Below are 12,899 nucleotides of genomic sequence, written 5' to 3' on the forward strand. Positions count from 1 at the left end.
CCCACGCCCCAAATCACCTTATTGTCGATGGCGCACTCGAGGTATGCCGCTGCCTTGGCGTCACCGCCTGAACTCATGGCGTGCTCTGCGTAATCCAAGACCCGCACCTCGACTCCGTGCGAAGCCAAGGCATCGCAGAAAGCAGCTATTGGACCGTTGCCAATGCCCTTTAGCGGAACTTCGATGCCCTTGTCCGTGATGGTCACATCAACTGTGGTGTCGCCATCAACGGCTGATTCCTGCTTGACCGACTTCAGAGCGAAGCGGCCCCAGGGTGCTGCCGGATCTGGCAGGTACTCAGCTGAGAAGAAGCCCCACATCTCGCCGGGCTGCACTTCGCCGCCCTCAGAATCGGTGACTGTCTGCACGACTTTGGAGAATTCGATCTGCAGGCGACGTGGCAGTTCCAGCTTGTGCTCGGTGCGCATGATGTATGCGACCCCGCCCTTGCCTGACTGTGAGTTCACGCGAATGACCGCCTCGTAAGTGCGACCAACATCCTTCGGATCGATCGGCAGGTACGGGACCTCCCAGCGATGCTCGCCAACAGAGATGCCCAACTCGGCAGCCTCGGCTTCCATAATGCGCAGACCCTTGTTGATGGCGTCTTGATGCGACCCGCTGAAAGCGGTGTACACCAGATCGCCTCCGTAAGGATGGCGCTCGTGCACAGGAATCTGATTGCAGTACTCAACCGTGCGACGGATCTCATCGATATCGCTGAAATTGATCTGCGGATCGATGCCCAGGCTGAACAAGTTCAATCCCAAGGTGACCAGACAGACATTGCCTGTGCGCTCTCCGTTACCGAACAAGCATCCTTCGATGCGATCGGCGCCGGCCATGTAGCCCAACTCAGCGGCCGCAATTGCGGTACCCCGGTCGTTGTGGGGGTGCAGGGACAAGATGATCGAATCGCGCCGCTTCAGATTGCGATGCATCCATTCGATTGAATCCGCATAGAGATTCGGGGTAGTCATTTCCACTGTGGCGGGCAGATTGATGATCACCTTGCGGTCTGGTGTTGGCTCCCAGACATCTGTGACGGCATTGCACACTTCGACTGCGTATTCCAGCTCAGTGCCAGTGAAGGATTCGGGGGAGTACTCGAAGTAGACCTCTGTCTCGTCCTTGATTTGCTCGGCGTATTTCTGCACCAATTGGGCACCGTGAACTGCGATGTCCAGGATGCCTGCCTTGTCCAGACCAAAGACGACGCGACGCTGCAAGGTTGATGTCGAGTTATAGACGTGCACGATCGCCTGCTTGGCGCCACGGATTGATTCGAAGGTTCGCTCAATCAGACTTTCGCGGGACTGTACGAGCACTTGAATCGTCACATCTTCGGGAATCAGTCCCTCTTCGATGAGCTGACGCACGAAGTCGAAGTCGGTTTGCGAGGCTGAAGGAAATCCGACCTCGATCTCCTTGTACCCCATCCCGACGAGCAGGTTGAACATGCGCAATTTGCGCGCCGGTGTCATCGGATCGATGAGCGCTTGATTGCCGTCACGCAGGTCAACGGCACACCAGCGCGGTGCTTTCTCAATGCGGGCATGTGGCCAGACGCGGTCAGGCAGCACCGGGGGAGTGAAAGGGATGTAGCGGTAGAACGGCATACCCGAGGGCTGCTGTGTGTCTTTGGATTGAAATGTCATCGCGGGCTCCTAGCTGATTCGAATGGCCTACCGGCAAACGCGAATCCCGCGACGAGGGGCCGGTTGGTCAGGCCTCGTCGCGGCAGCGAAGGAGCAGCGCGCGGTTCATAGGCTGCAAATTGTAGCAGGGCTAAAGATAGGCAAGGGGCACGCTCACATGAATGGTGCTCAGCGAGCCTGGTCCGGCATCGTATTTTGCAAACTAGACGTCGATGCCGTCCGGTAACGGTGGGCCCATTGCGCTGCGTTTGGTTGAGCGCTTGATCCACGAGGTGCGAGATTTCTCGGTCAGAATCCCGCGGCATCATGAGCTCCCGATTGAGTAGAGTTCTGCCTCATGTCTACGACACTCAATCTCGCTCTGATCCCCGGCGATGGCATTGGCACTGAAGTAGTGGCCGAGGCCGTCAAGGTGCTGCAGGCGGTCGCACCGGCAGCTGGCATCACTGTGCAAACAACCGAGTACGACCTCGGGGCTCGCCGTTACAACACCACTGGAGAACTACTGCCTGATGCAGTCGTAGAAGAGTTGCGCACCTACGACGCGATCCTGCTCGGCGCCATCGGCGACCCTTCAGTCAAGCCAGGCATTCTCGAGCGCGGCGTTCTGCTGCCACTTCGTTTCCTCATGGATCACCACGTCAATCTGCGTCCGGTTCGTCTGTATCCCGGAGTTGTCGGACCGCTTGCCGGCAAGACCACCAAAGACATTGATTTTGTTGTCTGCCGAGAAGGCACCGAAGGCCCATACGTTGGCGCCGGCGGAGTGCTACGCGAAAACACCCCGCATGAGGTGTCAACCGAGGTAAGTCTGAACACCTACTTTGGTGCTGTCCGCATCATTCGAGATGCCTTTGAGCGTGCGACGAAGCGTCGCAACAAGGTGACGCTGGTGCACAAGACGAACGTTCTTGTGTACGCCGGCAATACTTGGATGCGTGCCTTCAATGATGTTGCACTCGACTACCCGGGGGTCGAAACCGACTATTGCCATGTGGATGCTGCGGCAATGTTCTTCCTCACGCAGCCTGAGCGCTTTGACATCGTCGTCACCGATAATCTCTTTGGCGACATCCTCACCGATATCGGCGCAGCAATCGTTGGCGGAATCGGACTGGCGGCGAGCGGCAACATCGACCCCACGCGCACGAACCCGAGCATGTTTGAGCCGGTGCATGGCTCAGCGCCAGACATTGCGGGTCAGGGCAAGGCCGATCCAACGGCCACGGTGCTGTCCTTGTCGATGCTGCTCGACCATGTCGGCTACGCAGAGGCCGCGGGCTGGGTTGAATCGGCAGTTTCCGATGATCTTGCTTCACGCGGTACTTCTGAACGCTCGACATCGCAGATCGGCGATGCACTCGCCGCCGGAGCTGCTGCCAAGGCTGGCTAGTCCTGGGTGGGGGCTTGAATACAGCTTGCTTTGAAGACCGGATTCCATTGACGATGAATTGCCCTTGCTTGGGTAACCTAACCTTCTCGCAGTCGATAGGAGTTGTATGACCGCCACCAGCCAGCGGGTAGCCACGGGCACGTGGCCTATTGAGCTGAAGCCGTCCGACCATCCGTTGCCTGATGCGCAACGCGATGCGATTCTGGCCGACCCTGGATTTGGCCGCTACTTCACCGACAACATGATCTCTGCGCGCTGGAGTGTGGACGCGGGTTGGCACGATGCCGAACTCATTCCTTATGGCCCCCTGAGTGTTGACCCGGCAACGAATTTCATGCATTACGGCCAGGCCATCTTCGAAGGGCTCAAGGCTTACAAGCACGCCGACGACAGCATCAAGACCTTCCGGCCGGTTGCAAACGCCGAGCGCTTTCAGCGCTCGGCTCGACGCCTTGCGATGGCCGAACTTCCCACGGATCTGTTCGTCTCCTCGGTGGAAGCCTTGGTGAGTCAGGATCGTGCTTGGGTGTCAGCTGGAGTGGATCAGGCGCTCTACCTGCGACCGTTCATGATCGGCACCGAGGTTGGCTTGGGTGTGCGACCCGCGGATTCATACCAATATTTGCTGATTGCATCGCCAGCCGGCGCCTACTTCCCGCAGGGCGTCAAGCCGGTCAGCGTGTGGATCTCTGAGGACTATGTGCGGGCGGCTCCCGGGGGCACGGGGGAAGCCAAGTGCGCTGGCAACTATGCAGCGTCGCTCATCGCGCAGGCCGAAGCTGCGGCCGAGGGCTGTGAGCAAGTGGTCTGGCTGGACGCCGTGGAGCGCAACTGGATCGAAGAGATGGGTGGGATGAACCTCTACTTCGTGTACGGGCAAGGTCCCAAGGCGCGCTTGGTCACCCCTTCGCTCACCGGATCTCTACTGGCGGGCATCACTCGTGACTCCTTGCTTACGTTGGCGAATGATCTTGGCTACTCCTCCGAAGAGGCCTTGATCAGCGTGGATGAATGGCGCCAGGGCGTTGAGTCAGGGAATATTTCGGAGGTGTTCGCCTGCGGCACTGCCGCCGTGATTACTCCTGTGGGCACTGTGAAGAGCCGGAAGCACTTTGCCTTCGAGATCAATGAAGGCAAGCCGGGCCCCATCACCATGCAATTGCGTCATGCATTGCTCGACATCCAAACGGGCGAGGCGCCAGACACGCACGGGTGGATGCACACGATCTGCTGATTGATTTGCAAACGGCATTCCCTCTTGGTGGGGCTTATGGCATGATCTCCTGCATGCTGCACCACGGCATCATCATTAACTAGCGCGTTGATACTCATCAACGCGCCGCCTCTCGCACCCTGCGGGGGGTTTTTTCGTTGATGGAGCCGATTCGCTCAACCTGAAGGAAGCACCATGACTCGCTCCGACGCCTTCCATGTCTACGACACCACGCTGCGCGATGGCGCCCAGCGTGAGGGCATTTCCTACTCAGTGAATGACAAGCTCGCTGTGGCGCGCCTTCTGGACGAGTACGGAGTCGGATTCATTGAGGGCGGTTGGCCAGGCGCGCTGCCGAAGGACACCGAATTCTTCGAGCGTGCTCGCGCTGAGCTTGACCTCAAGCACGCGCAACTCGTGGCCTTTGGTTCAACTCGCAAGGCCGGCAAGAAGGCGCATGAGGATGGCCAAGTGCAGGCGTTGCTGGACTCGCTGGCGCCCGTCATCACTCTGGTCGCAAAGTCGGACGTGCGCCATGTGGTTGAGGCCCTGCGCACTGACGTCGATGAGAACGAGCGCATGGTTGTCGACACGGTGAAGTTTCTGGTCGGTGAGGGCCGCCGGGTATTCGTCGACATGGAGCACTTCTTCGATGGTTACAAGCACGATTCCGATTACGGAGTTCGCCTGCTGGTTGCCGCCGCCGAGGCAGGTGCCAGCGTTGGAGTCATGTGTGACACCAACGGCGGAATGCTTCCGGTGGGCATCCACGACACTGTGACTGACGTAGCAAAGCGTTCGGGAGTCCGTCTGGGCATCCACTGTCAGGACGACACGGCATGTGCAGTCGCCAACACGGTAACTGCCGTTTCCGCTGGCGCTACTCACGTTCAGTGCACTGCAAATGGTTACGGCGAACGCACTGGCAACGCCGATCTGTTCTCGGTAGTCGCCAACCTGCAATTGAAGATGGACATAGATGCGCTTCCAGCAGACAGCCTGCGCGAGACGGTGCACATCTCAAAGGCAATCGCTGAAATCGCGAACATCGCTCCAGACATGCATCAGCCATATGCAGGCTCTTCCTCCTTTGCGCACAAGGCTGGCCTGCACGCGTCGGCTCTGAAGATCAACGCTGAGCTCTACAACCACATCGATCCGGCTCAGGTCGGGCATGTGCAACGCGTGCTGGTCACTGAGATGGCCGGACGTGCTTCTGTGGAGTTGAAGGGCACCGAGCTCGGATACGACCTTTCGACCAATCCTGAACTCGTCACACGCGTCGTCAGCCGAGTTAAGGAACTTGAATCCCAAGGCTGGAGCTTCGAAGCGGCCGATGCATCCTTTGAGTTGTTGATGCTCGCCGAAGACGGTCGCGAACGTGCCTTTGAAGTTGAGTCTTGGCGCACGATCGTGGAGCAGGGCGCCGATGGAGTCGTAGCGTCAGAGGCCACCGTCAAGGTGCACGCCAACGGTGATCGGGTGATCTCGACTGCTGAAGGCAATGGCCCAGTCAATGCGCTGGACAACGCACTTCGCGCCGCGCTCATCCAGATGTACCCAGAGCTCGGAACCTTGCGGCTCATCGATTACAAGGTGCGCATCCTTGACGGTGGCAGCGGAACCAATGCAGTTACACGGGTGCTCATCGAAACCACGGATGGCGAAGCCGACTGGACTACCGTCGGGGTGCACGAGAACGTCATCGCTGCATCCTGGAAGGCTCTGGACGATGCCGTTCGCTTCGGCCTGCTGCGTGCCAGTCGGGTGCTTGCTGGGCAGTAGTCCAGATTCGTCGGTCGGTAGGCTCCGACGGTGCGAATTTGTCGAGTTGCGGTTGATGATGAGTTGTTCTTTGGTGTCCTTGAAGGCTTAGACCCAAATGGCGACCCAGGTGAAGGCACGGTCATTGCTCTGCTCGATGGTCATCCCTTCGGTGAGTTGGTGCCTGACGGTCGCCTTGTCCGCTTTGCCGATGCTCGCCTCGTCGCCCCAGTACTCCCGAGCAAGGTAGTGGCGATCGGCAAGAACTATCTCGATCACATTCGCGAGACAGGTCTTGGTGAGCCGCCAGTCGAACCATTGATGTTTCTCAAGCCGAACACCTCGGTGATCGGGCCTGGTGAATTGATCGAGTTGCCGTGGCAGTCCGAGCACGTCGAGCATGAGGCTGAATTGGCGATCGTCATTGGACGCGTCTGTCGCGAGGTCCCGCGCGAGAGAGTGCATGAGGTCATTCTCGGATTCACGTGCGCCAATGACGTGACTGCCCGTGATCTGCAGAATCGCGACGGACAGTGGACTCGTTCTAAAAGTTTTGACACCTTCTGCCCTTTGGGGCCATGGATCGAAACAGATTTCAATTGGGAGCACACTGCGATCCTGTGCCACGTCAATGGCGATCTTCGCCAGGATGGCGACACGGCGGACATGCTCTTCGATGTTCCCACGCTCGTTGAAGCTGTGACCGCAGTGATGACCTTGCTGCCAGGCGATGTGATCCTTACCGGTTCACCGAGCGGTACCAGGCCGATGAAGGCCGGCGATTCAGTCACTGTCCGCATCGATGGCATCGGCGCCTTGACCAATCCGGTTACAGACCGTGCCTGAGGTTCGCGTTCGGTTTTGTCCTTCGCCTACAGGCAATCCGCATGTGGGCATGATTCGCACGGCATTGTTCAATTGGGCCTTTGCCCGCAACACCGGTGGAACCTTTGTTTTTCGCATTGAGGACACCGACAGTGCCCGCGACTCTGAGGAGTCCTACGAGGCACTCTTGGGTGCCCTGCGCTGGTTGGGACTGACTTGGGACGAGGGCCCTGAGATCGGCGGACCCTATGGTCCCTATCGGCAGTCGCAGCGGCTGGAGTTGTATGCCGACGTGGCGCGCAAGCTCGTTGATGGCGGATATGCCTATCCCTGCTTCTGCTCGGCTGACGAACTCGAGGCCCAGCGCGAGTTGGCCAAGCAGAACAATCGCGCGCCCGGTTACGAGGGCACCTGTCGCGATCTGACTGCGGAGCAACGAGTCGCATTCCTCGCCCAAGGGCGCCTACCTGTTATTCGCTTTCGCATGCCTGATCGGGATCACACCTGGGATGACCTCGTGCGGGGCCCGATCACCTTTGGCGCTGAGCATGTGCCTGATTTCGTCCTCGTGCGCGCCAATGGAGAGCCTCTCTACACGCTCGTGAATCCTGTTGACGATGCCAGCATGCGGATCACGCATGTGCTGCGCGGAGAAGATTTGCTGTCCTCCACTCCTCGCCAGTTGGCCTTGTATGAAGCGCTGGGAGCCATCGGCGTCAGTGATGGGGCTACTCCAGCATTCGGCCATCTCCCGTATGTGATGGGTGAGGGCAACAAGAAGCTCTCCAAGCGCGACCCAGAATCCTCATTACAGATGTATCGCGACAACGGCTTCCTTCCCGAAGCACTGCTCAACTACCTCGCTCTCCTTGGATGGTCTATGGGCGATGATCAAGAGTTCTTCAGTTTGGAGCAAATGGCCCAGGCCTTCAGCCTTGATCGAGTCAGCGCAAATCCTGCTCGCTTCGACTTGAAGAAGTGCACTGCGATCAATGGCGATTGGATTCGCGCACTGTCCGTTGACGAACTCACCACTCGGCTTCTGCCTCTGCTGGCCGCCGAGGGTCTGGTCAGTGAGACTGTCAGTCCGCAGCATGTGGCGGTGCTTGCGCAGGCAGTTCCACTCATTCAGGAGCGAATGGACACTTTGGTCCAGGCGCCAGCGATGCTGGGTTTCCTACTCATTGAACCTGCGAACTTTGCTGTCGATGAAGCAGAAGCAAGTGCGGGACTTGGCGAGGCTTCGCGCCCAACCATTAGCGCGGCAATCCAAGCGCTAACGGGGGTCGTGGAATGGAAGACAGACGCGATTCACGAAGCCTTGCGTGCTGCGCTAGTCGACGGACTGGGAATCAAGCCGAAGTTCGCCTTTGGGCCGATTCGCGTAGCGGTCACTGGTCGCCGCATCTCCCCGCCACTGTTTGAATCAATGGAAATTCTCGGCCGCGAGATCTGCCTCGAACGCCTCAAAGGAGTCCTGCGCAGTCCTTGATTTGCGACGTTGATCCCACCGGCAACCGTCAATCCAGTAGTTCTCGTTGATAGCGACGGAACAGCGCAATGGGAAACGAGACCCCAATCGACTGCAACATTGGGCAAGCACGTCATCCCGCTGGCGCATCTGCATCTCTGACGCGTCAACCCCACGGGTAGGGGGAGGGCCGAATTAGGGTCCAGCTCGGCGAACCCCTAATATCTTGCAGTCGGTCATAGCAAGTCCCATGGGGTATGGGGTAATTGGCAGCCCAACTGATTCTGGTTCAGTTAGTCTAGGTTCGAGTCCTGGTACCCCAGCGAACGTCGCGATTCTCATGATCGCAGCGTGTGATTGTTGGAGGCGACTCCATCAATTTGGCCCCGTTGTGTAGTGGCCTAGCACGCCGCCCTCTCAAGGCGGTAGCGCGGGTTCGAATCCCGTCGGGGCTACCAGGCCCCCTCCGCATGGAGGGGGCCTGAAGTCTTTTCTAGGTGGCGATTGCCGATTCCAATTGCTGAGCGGCTGCCAACAGTGCCGAAATCTGGGCCTTGCTTGGCTTGGCGAGAGGGTCAGCCGGACCCGAAATGGAAATCGCGCCGACCACTATGCCCTTGGCGTCTCGCACGGGCGCGGCTGCTGATGCGACACCAGGTTCGCGCTGAGCCACCGATTGAGCCCAACCACGCTTGCGCACAATGGTGAGGATTGCCTCGGAAAAGGCTGCTCCTTGGAGCAGCGAAGTGCGCTCGTGAGTCGGTTCCCAAGCGGCGAGCACTTGTGCGGCTGAACCGGCCTTCATGGTGAGCAAGGCTCCAACGGGAACGGTGTCTCGCAGTCCGCGCAGCGGCTCCGCAGCCGCGATGCACAGGCGTTGCTCTCCAGCTCGCCGATACACCTGTGCGCTGACGCCTGTGGCATCGCGCAATTCACGAACAACCATGTCTGCGGCGGCTTCCCATGACAGGTGTGGGTTGGCCCACTCACGGATCTGGTCACCAAGGGTGAACTGGCCAGTCTCCGATCGGCCAACCAGTCGGTGATGTTCAAGTGCCACCGCGAGGCGGTGCGCTGTGGGCCGGGGCAGTCCGGTGTTCCGCGCAAGCGCGGGAAGCGACTGCGGCCCTTGGGCGAGAGCTCCAAGGATGGCCGCGACTTTGTCAATGACACCGACTCCGCTACTGTTGTCCATAGCGTGATATTGGCGTCTCACATAGTGAGATGTCAATTCTGACACTGAAGGAGTGCATGATGGCAAAGACACTGGCCGAGAAAGTATGGGCCGCACACGTAGTGCGCCAAGCAGCTGGCGAGCCCGACCTGCTGTACATCGATCTGCATCTGGTGCATGAAGTAACCAGCCCCCAGGCCTTCGATGGATTGCGTGCGACCAACCGCAAGGTGCGCCGCCCGGACTTGACCCTTGCAACCGAGGATCACAATGTTCCGACCATCGACATTCTCAAGCCGATTGCGGACCCAGTCTCGCGCGCGCAGGTGGAGGCGCTGCGCACCAACTGCGCCGAATTTGGTGTGCCGCTGTATTCCCTTGGCAACATCGAGCAGGGGATTGTGCACGTCGTTGGACCCCAGTTGGGCCTGACTCAGCCGGGCATGACTGTCGTCTGTGGCGACTCGCACACATCAACACATGGTGCGTTCGGAGCCCTGGCCTTCGGCATCGGTACGAGTGAGGTTGAGCATGTGCTCGCAACGCAGACTCTGCCCTTGAAGCCCTTCAAAACTATGGCCGTGACGATAGAAGGTGATTTGTCAGCGGGAGTTTCGGCCAAAGACCTGACCTTGGCTGTCATCGCGCAGATCGGCACCGGCGGCGGGCAAGGCTATGTTTTGGAATACCGCGGTTCAGCGATTCGCGCGCTGTCGATGGAAGGCCGCATGACGGTCTGCAACATGTCCATCGAGGCCGGTGCTCGTGCTGGCATGGTTGCCCCTGACGAGACCACCTTCGAGTATCTGAAAGGCCGCGAGCATGCGCCCAAGGGAGCGGACTGGGACGCAGCGGTGGCCTATTGGTCAACGCTGCCAACAGATGACGATGCTGTGTTCGACGCCGAAGTCTATTTGGATGCAACAGCGTTGACGCCCTTTGTCACCTGGGGGACCAATCCGGGTCAGGGCTTGCCGCTGTCGGGTTCTGTGCCGTCTCCAACTGATGCCAAGGACGAGGTCGATCGCGAAGCGATCGAGCGTGCATTGGATTACATGGGACTGACCGTTGGCATGCCTTTGCGCGAAATCAAGGTCGATACCGTGTTCGTGGGTTCGTGCACCAACGGGCGCATCGAGGACCTGCGCATGGTTGCTGAAGTTCTCAAGGGCCGAAAGGTGGATCCGCAGGTTCGAATGCTTGTGGTTCCAGGTTCAGTACGAGTCAAGAACCAGGCTGAGGAAGAGGGGCTGGACGAGATCATTCGCGCTTCCGGCGCTGAATGGCGTGAAGCCGGTTGTTCGATGTGTCTGGCGATGAATCCAGACAAGTTGGCACCGGGCGAGCGCAGCGCATCGACGTCCAATAGAAACTTCGAGGGCCGTCAAGGACCAGGGGGCCGCACCCATTTGGTTTCACCAGCAGTTGCAGCAGCAACTGCAATTGCAGGCCATCTGGCCGCCCCCGCCGATCTGTAATACGACACGTTTCCCATTCCAAACCAGGAGCCATCATGGACAAGTTCACGACCTTCACGGGCACTGCCGCTCCATTGCGCCGCAGCAATGTTGATACCGATCAGATCATCCCGGCCGAGTATCTCAAGCGCATCACACGTCACGGCTTCGAGGATGGCCTCTTTGCCGCATGGCGCAAGGACCCAGAGTTCCTGCTGAATCGCCCTGAGTATCAAGGGGTTTCAATTCTGATTGCCGGCCCTGATTTTGGCACCGGCTCCTCCCGCGAGCATGCGGTCTGGGCTTTGCAGGACTTTGGATTCAAGGTGGTGCTGTCCTCGCGATTTGCCGATATCTTCCGTGGCAATTCAGGCAAGGGCGGTCTCCTGACAGCGCAGATGTCACAGGATGATGTGGAACGACTCTGGGCGGCGGTTGAGGCCAACCCAGCTCTGCCAGTCACCGTCAACCTGGATAGGCGAGAGGTCACTGCCGGCGATATCACCGCAGACTTCGAGGTCGATGACTACGTTCGTTGGCGTCTGATGGAGGGGCTGGACGACATTGGCATCACGATGAAGCAAGGCGACGCCATCAAGGCCTTCGAGTCCAAGAGGCCCAGTTTCATGCCGACTTCGATTGGCTGAATCCCACGGAAAGGGGCGCAAGTGACTCATGTTGTTGCCTTCCAATGGTTTCTTACAAGTGGTGTTGAAAATCACTAGTAATTCCAACATGTTTTGATCGGCGCGTCGGTGTCCCAGTGTTGAGATGTCGTGCGTAAATATGCGAGGTCGACAAAGGGTCGTCCTCTACCCTCCGGAGGGGTTTTTCTGTGAACAAGGCTGAACTGATTGACGCTGTTGCTGGCACACTGGGCCACAGCAAGCGTGACGTGACTGACATCATCGATGCATTCCTGGACGAGACCAAGCGCGCTGTTGCCAAGGGCGAGCGCGTTGCAGTGAGTGGCTTCGGCATCTTCGAGCGCGCAGCGCGCAATGCTCGTCTGGGCCGCAACCCGCGCACGGGCGAAGCCGTGAAGATCAAGGCCACCAAACTTCCTAAGTTTCGCGCTGCTGCCGAGTTCAAGGCTGTAGTAGCTGGCACGAAGAAGGCTGCACCGGCAAAGAAGGCTGCACCGGCAAAGAAGGCTGCACCGGCAAAGAAGGCTGTGGCCAAGAAGGTTGTGGCAAAGAAGGCTGCACCGGCAAAGAAGGCTGTGGCCAAGAAGGCCACCCGCCGCTAGATCTCGTAATAAGTGAAGGGCCTGGCCAAACTGGCCTGGCCCTTCACTTATGCCCGGTCTAAATCTGCGCGGACAGCGCAGCTGAGGTTGCCGGACCGACACCTATGCGCAGCGCATCCCACAGATCAAGCGCGGTGTCGACATCACGACGTACTCTGGCCATCAAGGCTGCATCGGCAGCGGAGTCGGGCTGAATTTCCACGTTGCCGGCTTGGGCATGGCGGGCATGTGATCGATGACCGAACATCGGCACACATTCACGTGCGTCATTGGCAAGCAGCATCGTGGTGCCTAGTCCTTGCACATCAGTGACGAAACTGCGATCTACGGCGTGTGCTAGCCGCAGGGTTGCCGTCAGCGCGTCAACCGTGAGGCACGGCAGATCGGCCGCGATAACGGCCACAGGTCCGCCGCCAATGATGCGCAAGCCCTCGGCCAATTCTGGATTGAGCCCGTGCGCCTCAGCGAGGTGGATCCGCACCGAAGGATCCACTCGCGCGTGCAGATCTGCATCATCGGTAACGAGGAGGATGCCACTGATATTTGCCGAACCAGTGACAGCGCTGAGGACATCGGTGAGAAATGCCTCCGAAAGGCGAGCTCGCGTCGAAGGGTCCTGATCAAGTCGACTCTTGGCGAAGGGGGAGGCCTTCACTGGGATGAGAGCGGTCCAGAGCATCTCCGCATCCAACCGC

11 protein-coding genes and 2 tRNA genes are annotated in these 12,899 nt (G+C 59.0%); 10 read left to right on the top strand and 3 right to left on the bottom strand.

The window, feature by feature from the left end; translation table 11 throughout:
- A partial coding sequence (leuA, locus tag Q7L55_03105; GenBank protein MDO8731549.1) for a 2-isopropylmalate synthase occupies positions 1–1,658 on the bottom strand: 1,658 nt, incomplete at its 3' end.
- 337 nt (positions 1,659–1,995) lie between these two features.
- Here leuA and Q7L55_03110 point away from each other — a divergent pair.
- The 7 genes from Q7L55_03110 (at position 1,996) to Q7L55_03140 (ending at position 8,782) form a co-directional block, all read left to right on the top strand.
- Positions 1,996–3,051, top strand: a complete 1,056-nt coding sequence (locus Q7L55_03110; GenBank protein ID MDO8731550.1) for a 3-isopropylmalate dehydrogenase — start codon at positions 1,996–1,998, stop codon at positions 3,049–3,051.
- Between the two features lie 106 nt (positions 3,052–3,157).
- Positions 3,158–4,285, top strand: a complete 1,128-nt coding sequence (locus tag Q7L55_03115) for a branched-chain amino acid aminotransferase (protein MDO8731551.1) — start codon at positions 3,158–3,160, stop codon at positions 4,283–4,285.
- A gap of 174 nt (positions 4,286–4,459) precedes the next feature.
- Complete coding sequence (gene cimA, locus Q7L55_03120; GenBank protein ID MDO8731552.1) at positions 4,460–6,049, top strand: citramalate synthase; 1,590 nt, start codon at positions 4,460–4,462, stop codon at positions 6,047–6,049.
- A gap of 30 nt (positions 6,050–6,079) precedes the next feature.
- Positions 6,080–6,874 carry a fumarylacetoacetate hydrolase family protein gene (locus Q7L55_03125; GenBank protein ID MDO8731553.1) on the top strand — a complete coding sequence of 265 codons (795 nt, stop codon included), beginning with the start codon at positions 6,080–6,082 and terminating at the stop codon, positions 6,872–6,874.
- Complete coding sequence (gltX, locus tag Q7L55_03130; protein ID MDO8731554.1) at positions 6,867–8,345, top strand: glutamate--tRNA ligase; 1,479 nt, start codon at positions 6,867–6,869, stop codon at positions 8,343–8,345. Before Q7L55_03125 ends, gltX begins: the two co-directional genes overlap by 8 nt.
- 230 nt (positions 8,346–8,575) lie before the next feature.
- Positions 8,576–8,647: transfer RNA gene (locus Q7L55_03135), tRNA-Gln, on the top strand.
- Positions 8,648–8,706: 59 nt separating this feature from the next.
- Positions 8,707–8,782, top strand: a tRNA-Glu gene (locus tag Q7L55_03140).
- A gap of 35 nt (positions 8,783–8,817) precedes the next feature.
- Here Q7L55_03140 and Q7L55_03145 read toward each other — a convergent pair.
- Positions 8,818–9,519, bottom strand: a complete 702-nt coding sequence (locus Q7L55_03145) for an IclR family transcriptional regulator C-terminal domain-containing protein (protein MDO8731555.1) — start codon at positions 9,517–9,519, stop codon at positions 8,818–8,820.
- Positions 9,520–9,578: 59 nt separating this feature from the next.
- Here Q7L55_03145 and leuC point away from each other — a divergent pair, with 59 nt between their 5' ends.
- The 3 genes from leuC to Q7L55_03160 all read left to right on the top strand — a co-directional run bounded on the left by leuC (position 9,579) and on the right by Q7L55_03160 (position 12,204).
- Positions 9,579–10,976 carry a 3-isopropylmalate dehydratase large subunit gene (leuC, locus tag Q7L55_03150; GenBank protein ID MDO8731556.1) on the top strand — a complete coding sequence of 466 codons (1,398 nt, stop codon included), beginning with the start codon at positions 9,579–9,581 and terminating at the stop codon, positions 10,974–10,976.
- A 35-nt stretch (positions 10,977–11,011) separates the two neighbouring features.
- Entirely contained in the window at positions 11,012–11,602 is a 591-nt protein-coding gene (leuD, locus tag Q7L55_03155) for a 3-isopropylmalate dehydratase small subunit (protein ID MDO8731557.1), read from the top strand.
- Between the two features lie 188 nt (positions 11,603–11,790).
- Positions 11,791–12,204 (top strand): HU family DNA-binding protein, encoded by a 414-nt coding sequence (locus tag Q7L55_03160; GenBank protein MDO8731558.1) that lies wholly within the window; start codon positions 11,791–11,793, stop codon positions 12,202–12,204.
- 58 nt (positions 12,205–12,262) lie between these two features.
- Here Q7L55_03160 and cofC read toward each other — a convergent pair whose 3' ends face one another.
- Entirely contained in the window at positions 12,263–12,883 is a 621-nt protein-coding gene (gene cofC, locus Q7L55_03165; protein ID MDO8731559.1) for a 2-phospho-L-lactate guanylyltransferase, read from the bottom strand.
- Positions 12,884–12,899 lie beyond the last annotated feature (16 nt).

The sequence above is a fragment of the Actinomycetota bacterium genome (genome assembly GCA_030650795.1).
GTDB lineage: Bacteria > Actinomycetota > Actinomycetes > S36-B12 > S36-B12 > UBA11398.

Excerpts from the sequence above, each read along its gene's own strand:
- Q7L55_03110 (MDO8731550.1), top strand. The coding sequence starts at position 1,996 with ATGTCTACGACACTCAATCTCGCTCTGATCCCCGGCGATGGCATTGGC.
- Q7L55_03115 (MDO8731551.1), top strand. The coding sequence starts at position 3,158 with ATGACCGCCACCAGCCAGCGGGTAGCCACGGGCACGTGGCCTATTGAG.
- cimA (MDO8731552.1), top strand. The coding sequence starts at position 4,460 with ATGACTCGCTCCGACGCCTTCCATGTCTACGACACCACGCTGCGCGAT.
- Q7L55_03145 (MDO8731555.1), bottom strand. The coding sequence starts at position 9,519 with ATGGACAACAGTAGCGGAGTCGGTGTCATTGACAAAGTCGCGGCCATC.
- leuC (MDO8731556.1), top strand. The coding sequence starts at position 9,579 with ATGGCAAAGACACTGGCCGAGAAAGTATGGGCCGCACACGTAGTGCGC.
- leuD (MDO8731557.1), top strand. The coding sequence starts at position 11,012 with ATGGACAAGTTCACGACCTTCACGGGCACTGCCGCTCCATTGCGCCGC.
- cofC (MDO8731559.1), bottom strand. The coding sequence starts at position 12,883 with ATGCTCTGGACCGCTCTCATCCCAGTGAAGGCCTCCCCCTTCGCCAAG.